The 22,880-nt window shown below is 43.7% G+C and carries 22 protein-coding genes; 5 read left to right on the top strand and 17 right to left on the bottom strand.

What is annotated here, in order from left to right:
• The first annotated feature begins 18 nt into the window (after positions 1-18).
• Positions 19-609, top strand: a complete 591-nt coding sequence (locus tag F899_RS14585) for a cell division protein BlhA (RefSeq protein WP_005223529.1) — start codon at positions 19-21, stop codon at positions 607-609.
• Positions 610-668: 59 nt separating this feature from the next.
• On the opposite strand, the gene F899_RS14590 is transcribed toward F899_RS14585, so the two are convergent.
• The 7 genes from F899_RS14590 to glnK all read right to left on the bottom strand — a co-directional run bounded on the left by F899_RS14590 (position 669) and on the right by glnK (position 6,800).
• Positions 669-1,214, bottom strand: coding sequence for a VTT domain-containing protein (locus tag F899_RS14590; protein WP_004896401.1), 546 nt, complete (start codon positions 1,212-1,214; stop codon positions 669-671).
• A 109-nt stretch (positions 1,215-1,323) separates the two neighbouring features.
• Positions 1,324-1,983, bottom strand: coding sequence for a riboflavin synthase (locus tag F899_RS14595; protein ID WP_005223531.1), 660 nt, complete (start codon positions 1,981-1,983; stop codon positions 1,324-1,326).
• Positions 1,984-2,005: 22 nt separating this feature from the next.
• Positions 2,006-3,298 (bottom strand): DNA adenine methylase, encoded by a 1,293-nt coding sequence (locus F899_RS14600; protein WP_005223533.1) that lies wholly within the window; start codon positions 3,296-3,298, stop codon positions 2,006-2,008.
• The gene (gene ribD, locus F899_RS14605; RefSeq protein ID WP_005223534.1) at positions 3,295-4,383 is read right to left on the bottom strand and encodes a bifunctional diaminohydroxyphosphoribosylaminopyrimidine deaminase/5-amino-6-(5-phosphoribosylamino)uracil reductase RibD; all 1,089 of its coding nucleotides are present in this window, start codon (positions 4,381-4,383) and stop codon (positions 3,295-3,297) included. The genes F899_RS14600 and ribD overlap by 4 nt, the downstream gene beginning before the upstream one ends.
• Before the next feature lie 2 nt (positions 4,384-4,385).
• Positions 4,386-4,853: a transcriptional regulator NrdR gene (nrdR, locus tag F899_RS14610; RefSeq protein WP_004810168.1), complete on the bottom strand. Its 468-nt coding sequence runs from the start codon at positions 4,851-4,853 to the stop codon at positions 4,386-4,388.
• Positions 4,854-4,992: 139 nt separating this feature from the next.
• Positions 4,993-6,402 (bottom strand): ammonium transporter, encoded by a 1,410-nt coding sequence (locus tag F899_RS14615; RefSeq protein WP_004810169.1) that lies wholly within the window; start codon positions 6,400-6,402, stop codon positions 4,993-4,995.
• A gap of 59 nt (positions 6,403-6,461) precedes the next feature.
• Complete coding sequence (glnK, locus tag F899_RS14620; protein ID WP_004281042.1) at positions 6,462-6,800, bottom strand: P-II family nitrogen regulator; 339 nt, start codon at positions 6,798-6,800, stop codon at positions 6,462-6,464.
• Positions 6,801-7,076: 276 nt separating this feature from the next.
• On the opposite strand from glnK, the gene F899_RS14625 reads away from it, so the two are divergent.
• A complete protein-coding gene (locus F899_RS14625; RefSeq protein WP_004810171.1) occupies positions 7,077-7,304 on the top strand; it encodes an accessory factor UbiK family protein in 228 nt (75 codons plus the stop codon).
• Between the two features lie 64 nt (positions 7,305-7,368).
• Positions 7,369-8,856 carry a YifB family Mg chelatase-like AAA ATPase gene (locus tag F899_RS14630; RefSeq protein WP_005223537.1) on the top strand — a complete coding sequence of 496 codons (1,488 nt, stop codon included), beginning with the start codon at positions 7,369-7,371 and terminating at the stop codon, positions 8,854-8,856.
• Between the two features lie 58 nt (positions 8,857-8,914).
• Here the strand turns inward: F899_RS14630 and F899_RS14635 are convergent, their stop codons facing one another.
• Both F899_RS14635 and F899_RS14645 read right to left on the bottom strand, forming a co-directional pair.
• Positions 8,915-9,691, bottom strand: a complete 777-nt coding sequence (locus F899_RS14635) for a TorF family putative porin (RefSeq protein ID WP_005223541.1) — start codon at positions 9,689-9,691, stop codon at positions 8,915-8,917.
• Between the two features lie 792 nt (positions 9,692-10,483).
• Positions 10,484-10,828 carry a TorF family putative porin gene (locus F899_RS14645; protein ID WP_005223543.1) on the bottom strand — a complete coding sequence of 115 codons (345 nt, stop codon included), beginning with the start codon at positions 10,826-10,828 and terminating at the stop codon, positions 10,484-10,486.
• Between the two features lie 506 nt (positions 10,829-11,334).
• Between F899_RS14645 and F899_RS14650 the strand changes: the two genes are divergently transcribed.
• Complete coding sequence (locus tag F899_RS14650) at positions 11,335-12,660, top strand: OprD family outer membrane porin (protein ID WP_004810184.1); 1,326 nt, start codon at positions 11,335-11,337, stop codon at positions 12,658-12,660.
• Between the two features lie 99 nt (positions 12,661-12,759).
• Here F899_RS14650 and ppa read toward each other — a convergent pair whose 3' ends face one another.
• A complete protein-coding gene (gene ppa / locus F899_RS14655; RefSeq protein WP_005223545.1) occupies positions 12,760-13,296 on the bottom strand; it encodes an inorganic diphosphatase in 537 nt (178 codons plus the stop codon).
• Positions 13,297-13,416: 120 nt separating this feature from the next.
• Complete coding sequence (locus F899_RS14660; RefSeq protein WP_004810187.1) at positions 13,417-13,815, bottom strand: MAPEG family protein; 399 nt, start codon at positions 13,813-13,815, stop codon at positions 13,417-13,419.
• A gap of 99 nt (positions 13,816-13,914) precedes the next feature.
• Between F899_RS14660 and F899_RS14665 the strand changes: the two genes are divergently transcribed.
• The gene (locus F899_RS14665) at positions 13,915-14,313 is read left to right on the top strand and encodes a hypothetical protein (protein ID WP_005223547.1); all 399 of its coding nucleotides are present in this window, start codon (positions 13,915-13,917) and stop codon (positions 14,311-14,313) included.
• Positions 14,314-14,365: 52 nt separating this feature from the next.
• On the opposite strand, the gene F899_RS14670 is transcribed toward F899_RS14665, so the two are convergent.
• The 6 genes from F899_RS14670 to F899_RS14695 all read right to left on the bottom strand — a co-directional run bounded on the left by F899_RS14670 (position 14,366) and on the right by F899_RS14695 (position 22,859).
• On the bottom strand, positions 14,366-16,042 hold the full coding sequence (locus F899_RS14670; protein WP_008305159.1) for an AMP-binding protein: 1,677 nt from the start codon (positions 16,040-16,042) through the stop codon (positions 14,366-14,368).
• Between the two features lie 149 nt (positions 16,043-16,191).
• Positions 16,192-18,411, bottom strand: a complete 2,220-nt coding sequence (gene parC / locus F899_RS14675; protein WP_004810194.1) for a DNA topoisomerase IV subunit A — start codon at positions 18,409-18,411, stop codon at positions 16,192-16,194.
• Between the two features lie 165 nt (positions 18,412-18,576).
• Positions 18,577-19,896 carry a niacin transporter NiaP gene (locus F899_RS14680; protein WP_005223549.1) on the bottom strand — a complete coding sequence of 440 codons (1,320 nt, stop codon included), beginning with the start codon at positions 19,894-19,896 and terminating at the stop codon, positions 18,577-18,579.
• A gap of 125 nt (positions 19,897-20,021) precedes the next feature.
• The gene (locus F899_RS14685) at positions 20,022-20,666 is read right to left on the bottom strand and encodes a trimeric intracellular cation channel family protein (RefSeq protein ID WP_005223551.1); all 645 of its coding nucleotides are present in this window, start codon (positions 20,664-20,666) and stop codon (positions 20,022-20,024) included.
• A 61-nt stretch (positions 20,667-20,727) separates the two neighbouring features.
• On the bottom strand, positions 20,728-21,204 hold the full coding sequence (locus F899_RS14690) for a YchJ family protein (protein WP_005223553.1): 477 nt from the start codon (positions 21,202-21,204) through the stop codon (positions 20,728-20,730).
• A 74-nt stretch (positions 21,205-21,278) separates the two neighbouring features.
• A complete protein-coding gene (locus F899_RS14695; RefSeq protein ID WP_004810201.1) occupies positions 21,279-22,859 on the bottom strand; it encodes a TerC family protein in 1,581 nt (526 codons plus the stop codon).
• Between the last annotated feature and the right edge of the window lie 21 nt (positions 22,860-22,880).

Below are 22,880 nucleotides of genomic sequence, written 5' to 3' on the forward strand. Positions count from 1 at the left end.
CCTCATAAGGAGATGCCCGTGGCATTAAATGTTGGTCCAGATTTCAAACAGCGCTGGTTAAATGTGCCTGAAGCTGTGCGTCAGACCTTTATTGATGACCTCGCGCGTATCTGCGACGTACTTCAGCCAGAGACGTCATTGCAGGAATGGTTGGCACATGACCAGCAAATGCAAAAAGAATCCGAGCGTAAAATTGAGGAAGCTTATGCACAACGTAAAGCGGAACTGATTGAAGAAGCACGGATTCGTAAACAGCAGGCCCTTGAAAAAGCGCTGGCAGATAAGCGTGCTCAGGAGCAGGCGTATATCGAGCAGATGAAGCTGGATGAAGAACGTAAATATGCAGAGCAGAGTCGTACCCTAGAATTATTACGGGACAGCCTGAATGCTGAAGTCCTGAATTATGCGGCACGTTTTGAGCAAAATCGGATTTTAAATTCCGCCCAAATCAAAATTGATGATACTGAGATTCTGTCAGAACTGGAAAGTACCCGATTACGTCTGGAACTTGAAGCCGAAACTGCGATCGAGGAAACTTTGGTACAGCTGCGTAACCGCTTACGTGCTGCAGCCCGTGAAGAAATTGATTACATTCTGCAAAAGCGTTAATTCACTTAGAAATAAGTCTAGAAAAGCCCACAAAGGTGGGCTTTTCTATTTCTTTATATCTAGAAAAAATCTGCCAGCATAAAGGCGGCATTACCTGCCATATAACCTATGCCCAGTAAGCTTACAATCCACAATACGCCTCCAGCCAGATTATAAAGCGTAAAAGTCATAAAACTCATATGACCCGAACCGGCAGCAAAAGGAGCAAAAGAACGTACAAAAGGAATGAAACGTGCAATCAAGATGGTTTTGCCGCCATGCTTCATAAAATAATGATTGGTCTTGGTCAAATATTCGGGTTTAAAGAAACGCGAATGTTGATTGAAATATTTTAAGCCTAACACTTTGCCAGTGTAATAATTGACGGTATAGCCCAGCACTGCCGCAGTGAATAGCAGTAATCCCATAGAATGCAGCGTAATCAAATCGCTACTAGAACAGAGCGCACCAACTGCAATTAACAGGCTATCTCCCGGCAGGAAAAAGCAAAATACAGATCCCGTTTCTGCAAAAATCACCAGGAATAAAATGGCATAGATCCATACCCCATATTGCTCAAGCAATATCGGCAAAGACTGTTCCAGGTTTAGTAAGAAATCGAGCATTCGACCTGTCCGCTGGGGTTAAAATCTTAAAGTGAAGTCAGGATTATCCCGAAAAATAAAAAAACAGTCTAATTTTTCAATTAGGCTATTGAGTCTTTAGGCTGTTTGGTTATTTTAAAAAGCCATTTTCAGCTAAAAAATCCATACTGATTTTTGACTGTGGTGTGGTTTCAGCCGCCTTGTCACCCAGCAACAAACGCTCGATATAACGTGCCAGCACATCGACTTCCAGATTGACTTTGGTCCCGACTTTCCAGGTGCCAATATTGGTTCGTTCAGCGGTATGTGGAATCAGGTTTAAACTGAGAATATTGCCACGCAGATGGTTAATGGTCAGGCTGATACCATCTACTGTCACTGAACCTTTCTCTGCCAGATACTTGGCAATTTCAGCAGGTGCTGTCACTTCAAAATAGATGGAACGGGCATCGGAACGCACTACCGTGATTTCGCCCACCGCATCGACATGACCAGAAACAATATGCCCGCCAAAGCGTGTGGTTGGCAGCATGGCTTTTTCAACATTTACAGGTTGACCCGCTTTCCAGTTACCAAGTGTGGTTCGATTTAAACTTTCTCGAGACACGTCTGCAGCATACCAGTTATCGCCCCAGTCAATTACAGTCAGGCAAATGCCATTGGTGGCAATTGAATCGCCCAGATGGACATCGGTCATATCCAGATCAGTCTGAATACGTAAGCGTACATCACCGCCGACATTTTGCAGGCTTTCGACCTTACCGAAGCTTTCAATAATACCTGTAAACATTTTCTATTCCTTTTTTATGCTTTTACCAGAGAGCTAGCTGCGTACTCACACTGGTCGTATCGACACCACCCAGTTCTGCATAATGGTGTAACTGACCCAACAATTGACGGATCGGTGGCCCAGACTTGGCATGTGTATCGGTAATCACAATAAATTCCAGTACACGAGCACGTTCAGACTGGCGCTGCTTGCTGACACGGTAACGTGGCACATCTTGAGTTAGCAAGGTCACACGGCCACGTTTCAGATTGGCCTGCAACAGATCTGTCGCACTGATATTACCATCGGTTGAATAACTGGTCAGAATAAAACGTGCGTTGATGGTTGCCAACAAGGTTTCATAGGCTTCCTTGGCATGCTTGGACGAGTTGTACTGACTTGGACGCTCTTTACGCCAAGCACGGTCAATCCCGCTCTTAAAGCCTTTGGTATCGGGTGTCGGTAGATCAACCTGATCCCAGAGGGTTAAAGCATTCAACACATGATAGTTACTGCTATAGGCATGCTGGTTATATGGTGGATCGAGATAAGCAACATCCACTTCAAAGCCACTCATCTGATTCGCCAGATGCTGGGCATCGACACACCACATTTCAGCTGCAGGACCTTTATGCTTGTTATCCTCACAGAAACGGCTTGGCGTTAACCAAAGCAGCGATTCGATGCGTTCCAGCGCGGTCTGGGTTTTGCCCCCCCAGCCATGGTGGAAACTTTTAAATACGCCCGAGGTATTGCTGACAAAGCTGGCTGAATATAGCAGTGGTGCCAATAAAGCACTCATCTCGACATCATCAATTGCGCCTTGGGCTTGCCAGGTGGCAATCTGCTGGCGTATCGCATCAATACGCATGCCATTACGGCGTTTGAAGAATAAACGGTCACGGGTCGGATCATAAATTTCATCATTGCGTGGACACAGGTTATGTGTCACCCAGCCTTTGACTTCTGGTAAACGATTCAGATAATCAATCGCTTTTTGATAGCCACCGAGCTCTTTAAAGGCAGGTGCTTCGGTACAAGCTAAAACTGCATGATTGAGTGCATGACTATAGGGTTCCCAGTCATTGGCAATCACCCGATAGCCATTCTGACGGGCCAGACGTGAAACCACCCCCGAACCTGCAAAAAAATCGGCAAAAATCGGCGCACGGCCATCTTCACGTTTTAGGGTTCCCGTGCTCTCAAGTGCTTCCAGAATTAAGTGTAGTAAACGGCGTTTGTTCCCCAGATAAGGAACCAGCTGATGGAAAAGATATTCATCTGTGGTACGTGCCGCATGGCGACGTTTGTGGTAAACCGTAGACTCTGGATTCATAGTGTCTCTTGAGAAGGAATTAACCTGAAGCGCACGTCATCACCCAAACGGGTCACGTCCTGCAATTTGTATCGAAGTTGTTCTGCCATTTGGCTGAATTCTGCATTAAACATACTACGCGCAGTTTGCCCCAATAGAGTCGGTGCAACATAACTGATGAGTTCATCCACCAGTTTTTCCTGTAAAAATGCGCTAGATAAAGTCGCTCCTGCCTCAACCAGCACGTCATAAATCTGATGCTGCTGAACCAGGTACTGTAATAATTCTTTTAAAGGTTGAATCTCAAGCTGGATCACACCGAGATCGGCCAGTTCCTGACGATAAGGTCCCATCACCATCACAGTTTCTGGTTGTTCCAAAATCTTGGCAGTAAGTGGCAAACGACCTTGGCGATCCAGAATAATCCGTTTTGGCTGAACAATCCTGCTGATGTCATCAACGCCTTTCAGGCTACGGACATTGAGCTGGCAATCATCGGCCAATACTGTTTCAATCCCGGTAATTACCCCACCAGAAATCGCACGCCAGTGCTGGACATCTTGCCGAGCCTCTATACCGGTAATCCATTTCGATTCACCCGAAGCCATCGCGGTACGACCATCCAGACTTGATGCAATTTTCACACGCACATAAGGCATCCCAGTCGCCATGGCTTTCAGAAAACCATAATTGAGTGGATGTGCTTCATCTTCACAGATGCCCACTTCAACGTTGATACCAGCATCTTTCAAGATCTGTACACCTTTTCCGGCGACCAGTAGATTTGGATCAGGACAAGCCACGACAACTTTAGCTACGCCAGCTTCAACCAGACCTTTGGCACATGGAGGTGTACGGCCATAATGCGCACAGGGTTCCAAAGTTACATAAGCGGTTGCACCATAAGCCTGCTCACCGGCCTCACGCATTGCAAAGACTTCAGCATGTGGCTGACCCGCTTTGGGATGAAAACCTTCGCCCACTACTACGCCATCTTTAACTATGACACAGCCAACGTTTGGATTCGGTTTGGTGGAATACTGGCCCTGACGTGCCAGTTCGATGGCACGTCGCATCCAGATTTGATCTTGAGTTATTTCAATCATGCTTATTCTTGTAATTCGCCGCGTTGCTGCATCTGTTCGATCTGACGACGAAAGGCTTCAACATCCTGAAAGTCCTGATACACCGAAGCAAAACGCACATAAGCCACATGATCTAAGGCAAATAGAGACTGCATCACGATTTCACCAATAGTGCGTGACTTGACATCACGTTCACCGAGACGGCGAATCTGCAATTGGATATCGCTAAGCACCGTTTCAATCTGTTCTTGTGTCACTGGACGTTTCTGTAAGGCATGCATCAGTGAGCGGCGTAATTTAGCTTCATCAAAGGGTTCATTCTTGCCATCGGATTTGATGACCCGCGGCATCACCACTTCATAACTTTCAAAGGTGGTAAAGCGTTCATTACAACTGACACATTCACGACGACGGCGAATCTGGCAACCTTCAGCGGCCAGGCGTGAATCGATCACTTTACTGTCTGGTGTATTGCAAAATGGGCAATGCATAGCGGTTTAATTGAACAAATCCTGATGATTTCCGAGTGTAGCAAAAATTCTGAACTTTGTAGAGTTTTACGCAATATATAGAAAAAAAACAGCCCTGACGGGCTGTTTCACACAATATATTGATTATTGTTTTAGCAGATTATTCGACACGTTCGCCGTGTTGGCTCAAGTCCAGACCCATGCGTTCATCATCAGAAGAAACACGGATACCAATGATCAGATCGATCACTTTCAGGATAATAAAGGTCAAGATTGCAGAGTAAGCGATTGTTGCCAGTACCCCTTCAATTTGTACCCATAATTGATGCATTACATTGGTTGGTGCACCGTCACCCATGATAAATTCGCTGGCAAAGAATGCAGTCAGAATCGCACCGACAATACCACCTACACCATGCAGACCAAAAGCATCTAGAGAGTCATCAGCCTTAAGCATACGTTTCAGTGCAGTAATACCCCAGAAACATACTACACCACCGATGAGACCCATCGCTAAGGCACCACCTACAGTCACGAAACCAGCTGCTGGAGTAATCACCACTAGACCTGCAACCGCACCCGATGCACCACCTAATACAGATGCTTTACCACGTGCAATTTTTTCAGTAATTAACCAAGAGATCGTTGCTGCTGCTGCTGCCACTTGTGTAACCACGAGTGCATAACCTGCTGAACCGTTTGCACCCAATGCTGAACCACCGTTGAAACCGAACCAGCCCACCCATAGTAAGCTTGCACCGACTACAGTAAGTGTCAGATTGTGTGGTGCCATAGATTCGCGTCCTAGCCCCATACGCGAACCCAGCATGTAGGCTGCAACCAGACCTGCAACACCTGAGTTAATGTGTACGACTGTACCACCAGCGAAGTCCAGTGCACCGTCACTGCCTAACCAGCCGCCGCCCCATACCCAGTGAGTAATTGGCGCATAAACCAGAATCACCCAAAGTGTGATGAATGCGATGAAAGCACCAAACTTCATACGTTCAGCAATAGAACCGCTAATGATGGCAACCGTAATAATCGCAAAAGTCATTTGGAAAATGACAAACAGGATTTCAGGAATGGTGCCTGACAGCGCTTCAGTCGTAATACCGGACAGCATAAATTTATCTAGGCTACCGATAAAGGCATTCCCTTCACCGAATGCCAGAGTATAACCAATCACGACCCAGACAATGCTGACTACTGCAGCTGCTACAAAGCTATGTGCCATAGTACTCAGTACGTTTTTCTTACGTACCATACCACCATAGAACAGGGCTAAACCTGGAATGGTCATGAGTAGAACTAGGGCTGTTGACGTTAAAATCCAGGCAGAGTCACCTGTATCGAGTGTGGCTTCTTCTTCTGCAGCTGCCGCTTCTTCAACCGGCGCTGTTTCTACTGCTTCCACAGCAGTAACTTCTGTAATATCTGGAGTTGCAGTTGCATCAACTAAAGCAACTTCCTCGGTAGGAACGGCTGCTGATGCGGCTTCTTCAGCCCAGGCAACAGAACCGCCCAAAAGTGCGCTGGACAGACCCAACGCGAGTAGTATTTTTTTCATTCGTATCCCCCAACCAAGTTTTTGTGAGTTATTCGCTACTCAGCAAACTTTGTGCCAAATTAAACAGCGTCTGCACCTGTTTCACCTGTACGAATACGGATGACCTGTTCCAGATTTGTTACGAAAATTTTTCCGTCACCAATTTTGCCTGTGCTTGCTACACGCGTAATTGACTCGATTACCGCGTCAACCATTTCGTCGCTGATCGCGATTTCAATTTTGACTTTTGGTAAGAAATCAACAACGTATTCAGCGCCACGATAAAGTTCAGTATGGCCTTTTTGACGACCGAAGCCTTTGACTTCAGTCACAGTGATGCCTTGAACGCCAATTTCAGACAATGCTTCACGCACATCGTCTAATTTGAAAGGTTTTACAATTGCAGTTACGAGCTTCATGTTTGTTTTCCTTCGGCTTATTTCACCAGTAAGGTTTTATGTTCAAATTTCATGCCAAGATTTCTAAGGTCGGGGGAAATTAGAAAGCTCGACATGCGGTTTCCCTGAACATTATTTTATACTTATAAATCTTTTGAATCTTCAAATTTTAGTCATTTTTATGTGGTCTTTTATGATAATAATTATCGATTAATCCCATATTTTGTCTGAAATACTATAGTCTTGATTCCTGCGGTGTTAAACTGTGCGCTTATTTCCATCTCAATGGACCACACAATGATTGAAACTTTATTACAAGCAATCTTGCAGCAGATCGAAGAACCAAAAAAAGATCTGGAACATAATCTTCGGGCTTTATTAAACGAAGCAGTAAGTAAAATGGATCTGGTTTCAAAAGAGGAAATTGAACGTCAGCGTACAGCCTTAAATCAGGCCAATCAGCGTTTAAATGAGTTGCTCAAACAAGTTGAATCACTTGAAGAAAAGATATCGAACAAAAAATAAGCACCAGTGAAGTGCATAAAAGACAAATAACGAACAATAATAACGCACCAAAATGGAACAATAAATGTCTTTTGCTAAAATTCATACCCGGGGATTGCTGGGACTGCATGCCCCTTTAATAGAAGTGGAAGTTCATGTCAGTCAGGGCATGCCTTCCTTAACTATTGTTGGACTGCCCGAAGCGGCGGTTCGGGAAAGTAAGGATCGGGTTCGTTCTGCTATTTTAAATAGTGGCTACCAGTTTCCGACCAAACGTTTAACTATTAACCTGGCTCCTGCTGACCTGCCCAAAGACGGTTCACGCTTAGATCTACCGATTGCTTTAGGGATTCTGATGGCATCGGGGCAATTACCCGAAAACTGTGCTGATGGTATGGAATTCATCGGTGAACTTGCTTTAGATGGTCAACTCCGTCCCATCACTGGTACGCTTAGTATTGCGATTGCCTGTCAACAATCGCAGCATGAACTGGTTCTACCTAAGGAAAATGCTCAGGAAGCCTGTCAGTTACCTGATTTTCGGGTATTTGCCGCTGCTCATCTAAAAGAAGTTTGTGATCATTTAAATAAACTCGCACCTTTAGTCCAGATGCAGGCCCGACCACAGGTGAATCACTCAGATTCTCGCTTTGATTTAGCCGATGTCAAAGGTCAGCTGCGCCCAAGACGGGCTTTGGAAATTGCTGCTGCAGGTGGACATTCTTTATTATTTAGAGGACCTCCTGGAACCGGTAAAACTTTACTGGCTTCGCGGCTATCCAGTATCTTGCCGCCTCTCAATACTGAAGAAAATCTTGAAGTCGCCAGTATTTATTCTATTGCCAATAATAGTCATACTTTTGGACAACGTCCTTTCCGCGCGCCACATCATACCGCGTCTGCAGTTGCCCTGGTCGGTGGAGGATCGCATCCTAAACCAGGTGAAATTACGCTGGCACATCTAGGTGTATTATTTCTCGACGAACTGCCGGAATTTGACAGGAAAGTCCTTGAAGTATTACGTCAACCTTTGGAATCTAAGGAAATTGTAATTTCGCGTGCCTCTCGACAAATTACTTTCCCAGCCAACTTTCAGCTGGTTGCAGCGATGAATCCCTGCCCTTGTGGTTATGCTTTTAATCAGGATATTCGCTGCCAGTGTTCTCCAGAAATGATCAAGCGTTATCAGAACCGGATTTCTGGGCCATTACTGGATCGGATTGACCTGCATATCGATGTGCCTCCTCTGCAAGCTCATGAATTACAATCTACACAACCGGTAGAAGATTCTGCAACTGTTAGGGAACGTGTGATAACTGCCTACGAACTGCAAATACAAAGACAGAAAAAGCTGAATATGGCATTAAACCCAAAAGAATTAGAGCAATTTGCGCCACTAAATGCTCAGACCAGTAAAATGTTTGAACTTGCCCAGCAGAAGCTAAATCTGTCAGCCCGTGCTTATCACCGGGTATTACGAGTAGCACGAAGCATAGCTGATTTAGCTGAGAATTCAGAAATTCAGCCTCAGCATTTATCGGAAGCTTTATCTTATCGAGGTCAGCAAAGCTAAACGATTGGATAATAAAAATAAAAAAAGGCGACTCAGGTCGCCTTTTTTTATTAAACAATTAGAAGCTGTAACCTAGACCCAAGACAACTTTATTTTTTTGTTTCACATCATTACGGTCATAACCACCGAAAATATAGTTCATACTTGCAGTCAAGCCAGTATCAGCAAGTGGCTTGCTTAAACCGATATCAAAGTGGCGGAAACTAAATGTATCAGCAGCTTCAATTGGTCCATTCTTATCATATAGATATAAACCAAGTGCTGTATCTAAACTAAAATCTTTAGGTAAAGCATAGCTATAAGATGCTTTTAGATAAGTATCACCTGCATTACCCCAATCAAGATCTTCAAGTAATGTTTGCGCAGTGATACCTAAATCTTTATAGGTCAAACCCAACATGGTTTCAAAACCGTTTGATCCAGAATTACCAATATCATAGTAATAATAGTACGTTAAACCTGCTGTATAACCCCAGTCATCATTGATTGAACCGCTATAGCCTGCATAGAAATCATTTTCGAAAGCATTAGTGACTTCACCTGTTTCAACAATTACAGGAACACCGTCAGTATTTAAAAATTCATCTGTATTCACATATCTTAGGGTTGATCCCCACCAGCCTGCATAAAAACCTGAAGCATGGTTATAGTCTAAACCGCCATTAATTGTGGCATCTTTATTTTCAGGTGTATTTGTAATACCACGCAAGTTATAGCTCGATAACACACCGATATTGCCAGATACTGAGTGCGGAGATGTAGGCTCATCTGCAAAAGTAAAACTGGATGCTGAAGCTACTGCTGCAACTGCTAAAGCTTTTAAAGTGAATTTCATTGTTAGATTCCCCCAACCGTCCGCAGACGTTTTTAGTTGTGTTTTTAAACTCAACCTAGGCTTTGCAATAGCTATGCCAACCCATAAAAAGGAAAATCCAAATTAGCTATAAAAGTTTTTTTGTTTATATAAATATTTGATTTTAATCATATATATTAAAAATTAAAATTTAAATTGTTTTAGGTTAAACGATAAAATCAAGAAAAAACTGAAAAATAAAGTACTTGCGCTATTCCACTGTATGTCTAAATATTCGCTTACAACTTGCTACTTTTTGAAGCTATATTTTATATAGATAAATTTTTATGCATAAAAAAGGTGCATAATATTTAATCAATATGACATACCTTGCAATCACTATTTCAGCAAAATCTAGAAATTAAAGTTTGCACTTACCACAATATGATTATCGAAATCTATGTCATCACGACCTTTGCCGCCATAGACATAGTCTAGGCTTAAATCAATTCGTTTTGCGACTGTTTTACTTAGTCCAATCCGTGCTTCATTAAAACTAAAGCTTTCTGTGGTCTGAATCAGTTGATCATCACGGCTAGCGTTATACAGGGAAGCACCTACTGACGTATTCAGGTTAAAGTTTTGCAGCTATGGATAGATATAAGCTGCACTGAGATAAACATCTTCTGCATTTGCATAGTTAACATCTGTCAGCATGACATCTAAACCTAAGCTCAGGTCGTTATAAAACACGTCATTCAGTATCTCAAAGCCAGTAGTACGACGCTGATCTGGGCCACCTTCGCTATAAACTGTCCCATCATTTTGATAGTACTAAGATACGATCTGAGACTTGTAGCTCCAGTTCTCATTCAGCGCTCGGCCATAACTAATATAAAAGTCATGTTCAAAACCATGATCCTGATTTGCATCAGAAGAATCATAATTTAAGGTTGAGCCCCAATAGCCCAGGAATATCCCGCTGTTATATGTATATTCCAGTCCAAACTGTACCGATGGATCATCACTTTCCTCACCACCACGATAAATATATTTGTTCACGACACCCATAGTTGCGCTAAGTTCACCCCTAGATAGATTTTGGGTATCGTCAGCAAAAGCATCTGAAGTCATGCTAACAAGCAGCACAAGCAAATCGAGTTTCGGCAGTTGAGACATACGCCCTCATTTACCACGTTTGGTTAAACAGGGTGTTAAGAATGTGAAAAACGTGAATAATAAATTTTTATCAAAAGATTCAAAAGTGAAAATGGATGACTGTGAACTATTCTAAATAGTGAATTGCAGCATAAAGGAAGAATTTAAAGTGTTGTTAGAATAGAAAAACAACTTATAGAATTTTTTAATCAGTTTTAAGCTTACATAACATCAAATTAAAAAAAATCAATATGAGCTCTGAAACACACTCTTCACTATTAAAAATATTACATTATAGAAACTTTACTTTTATCTCATTGTTTTCAATATTAATTTTACCTTATGGAAAAAAATAATATTAAAAACTATAGCGTGATTGTGAATAATAGGTTAAAAAAACTCAACTTTAGTTTAAAGAATGTCATAAAAACGATATTTTTTATCAGATTAATTATACAATTTGGTTAATTTCTGCGTGTGCTTTAAGCAGATGCAGTACAAAAAAACATATATGAGGCTCTCTCCCCATGTTAAACGCAAAGAAACTTACATTAGCAGTGTTGGTACAAGCTGCTCTGATCTCTACAGCTTATGCAAGCGAACAAAGTGAAGCAAAAGGCTTTGTAGAAGATGCTGAAGGCACAGTTCTATTCCGTACGGGTTACTTAAGCCGTGATAAAAAAAATGGTGTTGATGATACAAGCTCTGCAGCTCAAACAGCAATAATTAATCTAGATTCTGGCTTTACCAAAGGTATTGTTGGTTTTGGTGCAGGTATCATTGGTGATGCTTCATTTAAACTCGGTAAAAATGGGCATACTGGTAACCAAATGATCCCAACGCATAGTCAAGATAATGCCGATGGAACTAAAGATGCCTATGATCATTGGGCACGTGGAGGTGCTTATGTCAAAGCACGCGTATCAAACACAACGGCTAAATATGGTACGCAAGTATCTGAAATTCCAGTAATTGCAAGTAATACTGCTCGTTTAACCCCTGAGTACTACACTGGTCTTTATATTGAAAGTAACGAAATTAAAGACTTGACGTTAATCGGTGGTAAATTCACTAAAAATCAATGGTCTAATGATATCAGCTCAGACCAACAAAATTTGGACAGTGCTATTTTCTGGGGCGCGAAATACAAGTTTAACGACCAAGTTAATGCCTCTTATTATGGGGTAGACGTTAAAGATAAATTAGATCGTCACTATGGGAATGTAAATTACAGCTTTCCTACAGCAAATGGTGCGACCGTAACTTTAGAGGCAATGGGTTACAATACTAAATGGAAAGTTGGAGCAGCAACCACTGATCCACGCAGTGCAACTGAAGAATTGACTAACTCAATTTGGGGTGTATCTGCAAGCTATAACAGAGATGCACACAATTTGATGCTTGCATACCAAGATAATGCGGGCAACATAGGTTACGACTATGCTTACAACGCAGATGGTCTACAAAGCATTTATGTACCAAACTCATACTTATCCGACTTTAAGGGTAACGATGAAAAATCTGTTGGCTTACAGTACAACTATAATTTTAAAAACCATGGTCTTCCAGGTCTAAACTGGACAACAGCATTCGTTTATGGTTGGGATATTGATGTAGCCGAAATAAATAATCCAGCACAAATTATCGACCAAGCTGAAGAACATGAATTCTTTAACCAAGTGAAATATACGGTTCAATCTGGTGCATTCAAAGATGCAAACTTACGCTTACGTCACTCATACTTGCGCGCAAGTGATACTTACAATAATGCTTCTGGCAACTATGTAAGTAATGCTATCAGCTCAACAAATGAATGGCGTATCTGGTTAGACATCCCGGTGAAATTATTCTAATGTCCTGACGATGCTTTAAATCAAAAAAACCTGCACATTGTGCAGGTTTTTTTATTTAAGCTTTAAAAGTTTAAAGACTTAAATGGAAAAGCAAAGCAATTATTTGTTTGCTTCTGCATAAGCAGCAATTGAGTCTAGTACTTCTTGTTTCGCAACATCTGCACCTTCCCAACCACTTAACCTAACCCATTTACCTGGTTCCAAGTCTTTGTAGTGCTGGAAGAAGTGTTCGATCTGGCTGATCAATAATGGAGGAAGATCAGTATATTCCTGAACATCTTTATAGATCGGTGTCAATTTGTCGTGTGGAACTGCAACCAGTTTCGCATCAACACCACCGTCATCTTCCATGTTCAGTTTGCCCACAGGACGGCAGCGAATAACAGAACCCGGCTCTACTGGGTGTGGTGTCACAACCAATACGTCTAGAGGGTCACCATCTAGAGATAAAGTGTTTGGAACATAACCATAGTTTGCTGGGTAGAACATTGCTGTACCCATGAAACGGTCTACAAATAGCGCATCAGAATCTTTGTCGATTTCGTATTTGATTGGTGCTGCGTTTGCAGGAATTTCAATAATTACATAGATGTCATTTGGTGCATCTTTACCCGCTGGGATATTGCTGTAGCTCATAGCATCACTCTTTAACAAGTTAAATCTTTTAAAAACCGCGACAATTATAACGGTTTTTGCAGATTTTTTTCGGTTTAAAAATATCGAACAATCAATCAGGCGCTTGATGACTGGACTGACCTAAATTAATTTGATGATCAGTAGCAATAACGCAATCGGACATAACATGGAAAGCAACCACATGATGGAACGCAATGTCGCCCAGTTTGCCAGATAGCAAATACCGTACAGCACCCGGAAAATCAGATAACCAATACCAAAAGTCATAATCAGACTTTGCGGCATGACCAGATATTCAGCCATCAGGACAGCTGCAATAAACAGCGGCAAGCTTTCAAAACTGTTCTGCTGAACAGCATGAGCACGTTTTGCAACACCGGTAGACTGTTCTAAAAAATCACGCGGATTCTGGTTATCTTTGGCCTTAAAGCCTCCAGCTTTTTTAGCAATCATGGTAAACACATAAGGTAGCAGACAAGCCGCTAAAATGAGATAAATGATCCCACTAATGCTTTGCATCTGATTTTTCTCATGAAAATTTTATCTGTATCATAGCATGGCATTTCGTGAATAAATTTTGTTAAATAGGGTGTTTTAGCAACCACATAAGGATTCACGATGGTCAGTCCCGATCAAAAAGAAATGTTGGATGTCCTGGAACGCCAGCGTCAACATCAGCTGCAAGTGGATCGCGTCCTGAAAATTGTATTGCCGATCGTGGCATTTTTACTCAGTGTCATCGCTGCCAATATGAATATCTGGTCGGCTCTGTTCACCTTTGTGATGTTATGGATTGCCTTTTATGCAGTGGGCATCAAGCGCTATACCCTGTGGCATTGGCTAACGATTATTTTAGTATATTGCCTGATTGATAATGTGCTCAGCTATGGCGAGTTCTACCGCCCTGGCTTCAACCGTCACTTCATTAGCCTGTTTATCTTCGTCGGGATTGTAGGCGTTGGTCGTCGCTACTTCGACCGCTGGTGGATGGAAAAGAATAAATCTGCCCCACTTTAAAAAGATTCCATAAAAAAAGCGCCTATCAAAGGCGCTTTTTTTCTCACAGCTTCTAAGCTGTTTTGCGTAGATCTTTACGCAGGATTTTACCTACGTTAGATTTTGGCAATTCATCCAGGAATTCTACATAACGCGGACGCTTGTAACCTGTCAGATTTTCTTTTGCGAATGCCAGAACTTCTTCAGTTGTTAAAGATGGATCTTTTTTCACCACGAACAGTTTAGGCACTTCACCTGATTTCTCATCTGGTACACCAATAGCAGCCACTTCCAGCACTTTTGGATGTTTCGCAACGATTTCTTCAATCTCTGAAGGATAAACGTTGAAACCAGATACCAGAATCATGTCTTTTTTACGATCTACAATCTTCACATAACCACGATCGTTCATCACACCGATATCACCGGTACGGAAGTAACCATTAATCATGACTTTGTCAGTTTCATCCTGGCGATTCCAGTAACCCTTCATCACCTGAGGACCACGGATTGAAATCTCGCCCTGCTCGCCCAATGGTACTTCATTGCCATCGTCATCTAAAATTGCAACTTCAGTCAACGGCAATGGAATACCAATGGTGCCGCTAAATTCTTCAGATGCAGGCGGGTTTGCAGTTGCAACCGGAGAAGTTTCTGATAAACCATAACCTTCGATAATGTTAGTGCCTGTAACTTTCTTCCATGCTTCTGCAGTAGAAGGCAGCACCGCCATACCACCACCCATCGCCATTTTCAGACGACTGTGATCTAGCTGTTTGAAGTCTTCATTATTGATCAATGCATTGAATAAAGTATTCACTGCAGGGAAGAACGTTGGCTGGTATTTACGTAATTCTTTAATTACCGCAGGCAGATCACGCGGATTTGGAATCAGAACGTTGGCTTGACCTTTATACATACCGTACAGTGCACACACCATGAATGCAAAGATATGGTACAACGGTAGAGCACAGAAAATACGGTCATCTGGCTGGCCGTCTTGTGCACCGAATTTGCTCTGGAAAATACCATCACATTGCAGCATGTTTGCAACCAGGTTGCGATGTGTCAGTTCAGCACCTTTAGAAACACCTGTCGTACCACCAGTATATTGCAGTACAGCAGTATCACTTAAAGTCAGTTCAGGACGTTTATAGTTCGTTGGGCTGACTTTGTTCAGCGCAGCATTGAACTTGATGTGACCTGGAATATCCCATGCTGGAATCTGTTTACGTACAGAACGTAGCACAAAATTAACTAGCGTACCTTTAAGTGCACCCAGCATATCACCTACAGAAGCAACAACGACGTGCTTCACTGGTGTTTTGCCAATAATTGCTTGATATACAGAAGCGAAGTTTTCAATGATCACCAGTACTTCTGTACCAGAGTCATTTAACTGATGTTCAAGTTCACGTGAAGTATAAAGTGGATTTACATTGACCAATACCAGACCAGCACGGAATACGCCCAATGCCACGACCGGATATTGCAACACGTTTGGCATCATCACTGCCACGCGTGTACCTTTTGCAAGCCCCAAGCTCTGTAAATATGTTGCAAATTTACGACTAGCTTCTTCCAGCTCGTTAAACGTCATTACTTTATCCATAAAGATAAAGGCATCACGTGAGCCAAACTTCTGGAAATTACGCTCAAAAATATCAACTAATGAAGTGTTTTCTGGTGGCAGTTCTACAGTGCGTGGAATCCCTGTTTTCTCGTATTCAGCGAACCAAATCTTTTCCATAATGCCATTCTCTCCAATCATAATCCTTAGAATCTCAACTGTTTTTTTCAATATTGCGCTAATTTTTTAACTTGTTTATGCGCAATAATGCATCCATCTTGTCGAATCGTTGTTCATATATAACGTATTTCGATTGATGGATGCTAGTCTTATCTTTGAATCAACAGTTTATTTGCTTTTTGATATCCGCGTGGTAAAAGCTGTCCTTTCGAACCGCGTTTGCCGATGTACTTTTGCAGATCATCCCCTTTTAATTTTATTTGCTGTTGTCCTGCAAGCACTTGAATTATTTCATCTAAACTCAAGGCTGTCATGGACAAAATCTGATCTTTATCTTCAAGTTGTATCAATTTATTACCTTTGCCTCTATTCAACACAGGTAATTCAGTCAAATCAACAATTAATAGACGACCTGCAGAGCTGAGCAATGCCAGATGAGTTTTGTCTTCAAGTGGCTGCAGATTCATTGCCTGCGCACCTTCCGGCACAGTCAGGAATGCCTTGCCCGCCTTGGCATTGGTATCCAGCTGCTTGGCTTGGGTCTTGAAACCATAACCTTTGCTGCTGATTGCGAGGATTTCTGCCTCATCTTCGGCAACCAGAACCTGTTTAAAGCCGACGCCACTTGCAGGAGAAAGTTTTGAACTCAGTGGTTCACCTAATCCTCGCGCAGACGGCAGACTGTTGATGGCCAAGGCATAACTGCGCCCCGTATCATCCAGTACATAAACACGCTGATTAGATTTGCCTTGGGCATGACTCAAGTACTGATCCCCTGCACGGAAGTTCAGGTTTTCGGCATCCACTTCATGGCCTTTGGCACAGCGGATCCAGCCAGCTTCAGATAAGACCACGGTCACCGGATCAGCAGGCAGCATTTCAGTTTCATCAATTGCCGCAGCTTCGGCACGCTCTACGATTGGAGAACGGCGATCATCACCAAATTTCTTGGCATCATCTTTAAGTTCATTGATGATCAAATTCTTTAAAGATTCTGGATTGGCCAGTTGCTCACGGATTTCAGCTGCCTTGGCTTCTAACTCTTCCTGCTCACGGCGCATTTCCATTTCTTCAAGCTTGGCCAAATGACGCAACTTGAGTTCTAAAATGGCTTCTGCCTGAATTTCATCAATACCGAACCGTTGCATCAGCACCGGTTTAGGCTGATCTTCTTCACGGATGATCTGAATCACTTCATCAATATTCAGGTAGGCAATGATCAAGCCACCCAAAATATGTAAGCGTTTCTCGATTTTATTCAGATGGAATTGCAGACGACGGGTCACAGTGGTCTTACGGATTTCAATCCATTCCAGCAAAATACGACGGATCGATTTCACCTGCGGGCGACCATCCGCACCAATCATATTCATATTGACGCGATAGCTGGATTCAAGATCGGTGGTTGCGAACAGATGACTCATTACCGATTCAGCATCGATACGATTTGAACGCAACACAATGACCAGACGGGTCGGATTTTCATGATCGGATTCATCACGCACATCTGTGACTAAAGGCAGTTTCTTCGCCTGCATCTGGTCTGCAATCTGGGTAATGATTTTGGAACCAGACACCTGATAGGGCAATTCAGTAATCACGATCTCGTTTTTTTCAACCGTATATACGGCACGCATACGGTAACTACCACGACCTGTCGTTTGCATTTTCAGCAATTCAGCCGGTGGAGTAATAATTTCTGCTTTGGTTGGTAAGTCCGGTCCCGGAATATATTCAGCTACTTTGACATCGGTCAGGTTCGGATTGCGAATCAGTGCAATTGTACCTTTGACCACTTCACGCAGGTTATGTGGTGGAATATCGGTTGCCATACCTACAGCAATACCCGTGGTACCGTTCAATAAGATGTTCGGTACGCGTGCCGGCAGATTGACTGGCTCTTTCATCGAACCGTCGAAGTTGTCCTGCCAGTCACAGGTGCCTTGACCCAACTCGGAAAGCAGTAATTCACTATATTGTGACAGTTTGGCTTCGGTATATCGCATCGCCGCGAAAGACTTTGGATCATCTGGTGAACCCCAGTTGCCCTGCCCCTCAATAAACGGATAACGGTAACTGAACGGCTGTGCCATCAGCACCATCGCTTCATAGCAGGCTGAGTCGCCATGTGGATGGTATTTGCCCAGTACATCACCCACAGTACGTGCAGATTTCTTTGGTTTGCTGGTCCACTTGAGCCCCAGCTCACTCATGGCATAAACAATACGGCGCTGTACCGGTTTCAGACCGTCACTGATGTGTGGCAGTGCACGGTCCATGATGACGTACATGGCGTAGTTGAGGTAGGCCTGTTCGGTAAATTCTGCTACGGAACGGTTTTCTGTCGCATGATGCGCAAGGCTTGTCATAACAACCTATAATCCTAAAAATTTCGTTTTTGTATCAATGTTTCTTATGCTAAGTCGCACTGCCTGACTGCACAAGGGCAGTACAGTACACAGTGCGACAAATCGTGTCTTATGGCGTAAAAATATCCACTTTAAACACCCTAAGCAACTAAAAAATCACCACCTTTATTGACTCAAGGATTCTAAAGTCCGACCTTTGGTTTCTTCACCCAGTACCAAGATCACCACAGCTACAGCAATCAGAACCACGGTAAACATGGTAAAGACATAGCTGAAGCCGCTCGGCATGACCATCAGATGGGTCACTGCAAATGGCGCAACAATACCACCAATCCGGCCGATTGCCCCTGCCCAGCCCGAACCAAAGGCACGGATATTGGTTGGGTACTGTTCTGGCGTATAGGTATAGAGCACACCCCAAGCACCGAGATTAAAGAAGGACATCAGACAGCCCCAGATCACGATTTCGGTGACACTGCCGGACTGACCAAAGAAATAGGCAGATACAGCACACATGCCAATAAAGCCGGCCAGTGTTGCCTTACGTCCAAGTTTTTCGACCAGCCATGCTGCAACCAGATAGCCTGGCAACTGCGCCAGAATCATGATCAGTACATATTCAAAAGACTGGACAATAGTATAGCCTTCCTTCACTAGCAGACTTGGCAACCAGGTGAAAATACCATAGTAAGAGAAGATAATGCCGAACCAGATCAACCACAGCATTAAGGTACGGCGGGCAAATATACCTGACCAGAGCTGAGCAAAAGAAATCGTCTGTTTTTCCGCCACAGGTTGAACCTGGAAGATTTCCAGTACCTCTACCCCACATTTGGCTTCAATCTTTTTCACCAAGGCATGCGCTTCATCGATACGGCCACGGTTGATCAGGAAGGGAATCGATTCCGGAACGAACTTCCAGATCACAATTGCATACAGTGCAGGAATACCACCGATTAAAAAGGCAGTATGCCAGTCAAATTCCGGAATCACAAAATAAGAAATCAAGGCTGCACAGAGCCAGCCCAATCCCCAGAAACTTTCCAGTAAAACAATAAAACGGCCACGCACCTGCGCCGGAATATATTCACTGACCAGCGTTACCGCAACCGGTAACTGGCCACCCAACCCCAGGCCGACAATAAAGCGGAAGACCAGTAGCCAGGTCAGGTTCGGTGCAAAGGCACAAGCCGCGGTTGCCAGGCTATAGATCACCAGTGTTAAAGCGAATATAGTTTTGCGGCCATAACGGTCTGCCAGACCGCCAGAACAGATTGCCCCAATTGCCATCCCGATAAAACCGATTGAAACTACCCAGCTTTTCTGGTCAGGGGTCATCTGCCAGTCTTCTGCCATTTTAGCCAGAATGAAGGAAATCAGTCCGGTGTCCATGGCATCGAACATCCAGCCTAAACCAATCACGACCAGCAACATATAGTGAAATCTGCCTACAGGTAAGCGCTGAATCCGGGAAACTAGGTCCATAAGTAAATCTCTGATATGTGATTCGGGAGAAACTGCACGGAAAGCAGAAGCATTCATCCTATTTTTATACTACGATTGAATGCAGAAACGAGGCTATTTTGCCTCGCTCATCTGAAAATCGTGTTTTATGATTCATCCTTAGATGATGCGGATTGTTCATCATCATCTTTATAGATAAATTTCGGCATTTCCAGGCCAAAGTAAATGGCGATCAGGCGCAGGGTAAAACCGAAGATCAAGGTAGAAATGATGGTTAGCTCAAGCGACAGACCTGCGTGGCTACACAGCCAGTAGAAGATTACCGCAACGAATGAAATACTGGCATACAGTTCACGACGGAACACCAGCGGCACATCATTACACAGAATGTCACGCAGAATACCGCCGGAGACACCCGTCAGGACACCAGCTACGGCACTGACCACAAAACCATGTCCCATTTCTAATGCGATCTGGCAACCGATGATGGTGAAACCAATCAGGCCCAAAGCATCCAGCACCAGGAAGATGTTACGTAAATGACGCATCCATTTGGCGATCAGAATGGTGACAAAAGCCGCACAGCAGGTCAGCACCAGATATTCAGGATGCTTGACCCAGGTTAGTGGATAATGTCCGAGCAGCACATCGCGAACCGAGCCACCTCCCAGTGCCGTGACACAGGCAATGATCAGGACCCCAAACCAGTCCATGCTGCGCCGTCCAGCGGATAAAGCACCGGTCATCGCTTCTGCGGTAATGGCAATAATATAGATTACGGTCAACAACATCGCCCTGCTTCCACCTGAGGCTTTGAGATGGCGGCTATTCTAAGGCAAATCTATGTGAAAGTTACAAAAATTGCGCACAACATAGCTTAAATTTTTTCCCTGAACCGCAAATGCAGGCTTGCTTCATTGTAAATTGTTGATCTGTGGTCGGATCGAGAAAATACCAGCAGCCTTCTACTTTGACGAAATGGGACGCTTCATGATGAATTTGTGCCTGTGTGCCATCATGAAAATGTGCCTTGAACTCGACCAGTGCATGACATTTATCCAGTTTTTCATTGGCTTGTACGATTTCCAGTTTCAGCCATTGATTGGTCCTGCTCCACTCGGCAATTGCTGGCATATCTAAAAACCTTTGCTGTCCCAATGCGGTCGTTTGCTGGATATAGTCAATTTCCTGTTTGGCAAAGGCACTATAACGTGAACGCATCAACTGTTCGGCTGTCTGTGCAGTTCGCTCGCCTTGATGCAGTGGCTGACAACAGGTTTCATAAATGCCCAGTCCACATGGACATGCTTCTGAGAGGGTAAGTTCCAAAAATGAATTCCCAAAAAAATAGCCCGACGATGCGGGCTATTTTAGCAAAATTCAGCGCATGCCTGAGGCAGAACTCAATTCTTGTTTTGCTCTTGCGGAATAATATGGACTTTTTCGATCTTATGACCATCCATTGTCACGACTTCAAAGATATGACCATCGGCTTCGAACTTCTCACCATTTTCAGGCAGACGGCCAAGGTGGAATAAAATATAGCCCGACAGCGTCGAATATTCTTCTGATTCATCCACCAGATCACGGCCAATCAGCAAGGATACATGGCGAATATCGGTTGAACCTTCCAGCAACAGACTACCGTCATGCAGACTTTCAGCTGCAGTTTCCATTTCATCTTCATCCGGGAATTCACCGGCAATGGCTTCAAGCACATCAATCGGTGTTGCAATCCCTTCGATCGAACCATACTCGTTCAGGACAATCGCCATTTGTAGCGGCGCCTGACGCAACTGGTCCATCACCATCAGTACCTGAGCATTTTCATGCACAATCACCGGTTCACGTAGATGTTTTTCGAAATCAAGTACACCCGTTTCGATATATTCGTTTAGCACTTTATGGGTCAGTACTACACCAGCAATATTGTCCAGCTCACCACGTGCCACGATCAGACGTGAATGACTCATCTGCAACAGATGGGCCTTAATGATAGCTTCATCTTCATCCAGATCAATCCATTCCAGTTCAGGACGTGGGGTCATCACCGACTTCACCGGACGTTCAGACAGGCCGAGTACGCCCTGCACCATCACACTGTGATAAACGCCATTTTCATCATCATTAAACACTTCGTCAGCAAAGGCACGCGTTGCCAGTACATCTACCGGCTCAGAAGCAGCATTATCCTGAGCAGGTTTACCACCGAGCATACGCATCACAGCTGAAGCAGTGCGATAACGCAGATCTGTAGTTGTCACCATTTTTTCCTGATTGCGTTTCATGGTCTGGTTAATAAATTCGACAATGACCGAGAAACCAATCGCTGCGTACAGGTAGCCTTTTGGAATATGGAAGCCGAAACCTTCAACCACCAGCGAGAAACCGATCATCATCAGGAAGCCGAGACAAAGGATGACTACAGTAGGATGACGATTTACAAAATCCATTAAGGCCTTGGAAGCCCACAGCATGATACCGACAGCGATAATCACCGCAATCATCATTACTGACAGATCTTTGACCATACCGACAGCAGTAATCACACTGTCGAGTGAGAACACGGCATCCAGCACCACGATCTGAACGATCACCATCCAGAACACGGCATGCACCGGATTTTCTTCTTTGACCACTGGCTTGGCTTCAAGGCGCTCATGTAATTCCATGGTGCCCTTAAATAACAGGAATACCCCACCAAACAGCAGAATCAGGTCACGTCCGGAAAATGGATGATCAAAAATATAGAAGAACGGTTCAGTCAGCGTGACCACCCAGGCAATAGAAGCCAGCAGGATCAGACGCATGACCAAGGCCAGGGTCAAACCTACAATTCGGGCGGTATTACGTTGTTCTGGCGGCAGCTTTTCAGCAAGAATTGCAATAAAGACCAGGTTATCGATACCCAGAACAATTTCCAGCACAATCAGAGTTAGCAGGCCAATCCAGGCAGAAGGATCTGACATCCATTCGAAAATCATTGCATTCTCTCCTGTAGATCA

The organism is Acinetobacter sp. CIP 101934, assembly GCF_000369585.1.
Classification (GTDB): Bacteria; Pseudomonadota; Gammaproteobacteria; order Pseudomonadales; family Moraxellaceae; genus Acinetobacter; species Acinetobacter schindleri.

Excerpts from the sequence above, each read along its gene's own strand:
- glnK (WP_004281042.1), bottom strand. The coding sequence starts at position 6,800 with ATGAAGCTCGTAACTGCAATTGTAAAACCTTTCAAATTAGACGATGTG.
- ppa (WP_005223545.1), bottom strand. The coding sequence starts at position 13,296 with ATGAGCTACAGCAATATCCCAGCGGGTAAAGATGCACCAAATGACATC.
- F899_RS14595 (WP_005223531.1), bottom strand. The coding sequence starts at position 1,983 with ATGTTTACAGGTATTATTGAAAGCTTCGGTAAGGTCGAAAGCCTGCAA.
- F899_RS14670 (WP_008305159.1), bottom strand. The coding sequence starts at position 16,042 with ATGGAAAAGATTTGGTTCGCTGAATACGAGAAAACAGGGATTCCACGC.
- F899_RS14600 (WP_005223533.1), bottom strand. The coding sequence starts at position 3,298 with ATGAATCCAGAGTCTACGGTTTACCACAAACGTCGCCATGCGGCACGT.
- F899_RS14635 (WP_005223541.1), bottom strand. The coding sequence starts at position 9,691 with ATGAAATTCACTTTAAAAGCTTTAGCAGTTGCAGCAGTAGCTTCAGCA.
- F899_RS14660 (WP_004810187.1), bottom strand. The coding sequence starts at position 13,815 with ATGCAAAGCATTAGTGGGATCATTTATCTCATTTTAGCGGCTTGTCTG.
- F899_RS14615 (WP_004810169.1), bottom strand. The coding sequence starts at position 6,402 with ATGAAAAAAATACTACTCGCGTTGGGTCTGTCCAGCGCACTTTTGGGC.
- F899_RS14645 (WP_005223543.1), bottom strand. The coding sequence starts at position 10,828 with ATGTCTCAACTGCCGAAACTCGATTTGCTTGTGCTGCTTGTTAGCATG.
- parC (WP_004810194.1), bottom strand. The coding sequence starts at position 18,411 with ATGACAAGCCTTGCGCATCATGCGACAGAAAACCGTTCCGTAGCAGAA.
- F899_RS14665 (WP_005223547.1), top strand. The coding sequence starts at position 13,915 with ATGGTCAGTCCCGATCAAAAAGAAATGTTGGATGTCCTGGAACGCCAG.
- nrdR (WP_004810168.1), bottom strand. The coding sequence starts at position 4,853 with ATGCATTGCCCATTTTGCAATACACCAGACAGTAAAGTGATCGATTCA.
- ribD (WP_005223534.1), bottom strand. The coding sequence starts at position 4,383 with ATGATTGAAATAACTCAAGATCAAATCTGGATGCGACGTGCCATCGAA.
- F899_RS14590 (WP_004896401.1), bottom strand. The coding sequence starts at position 1,214 with ATGCTCGATTTCTTACTAAACCTGGAACAGTCTTTGCCGATATTGCTT.
- F899_RS14680 (WP_005223549.1), bottom strand. The coding sequence starts at position 19,896 with ATGGACCTAGTTTCCCGGATTCAGCGCTTACCTGTAGGCAGATTTCAC.
- F899_RS14630 (WP_005223537.1), top strand. The coding sequence starts at position 7,369 with ATGTCTTTTGCTAAAATTCATACCCGGGGATTGCTGGGACTGCATGCC.
- F899_RS14650 (WP_004810184.1), top strand. The coding sequence starts at position 11,335 with ATGTTAAACGCAAAGAAACTTACATTAGCAGTGTTGGTACAAGCTGCT.
- F899_RS14625 (WP_004810171.1), top strand. The coding sequence starts at position 7,077 with ATGATTGAAACTTTATTACAAGCAATCTTGCAGCAGATCGAAGAACCA.
- F899_RS14695 (WP_004810201.1), bottom strand. The coding sequence starts at position 22,859 with ATGATTTTCGAATGGATGTCAGATCCTTCTGCCTGGATTGGCCTGCTA.
- F899_RS14685 (WP_005223551.1), bottom strand. The coding sequence starts at position 20,666 with ATGTTGTTGACCGTAATCTATATTATTGCCATTACCGCAGAAGCGATG.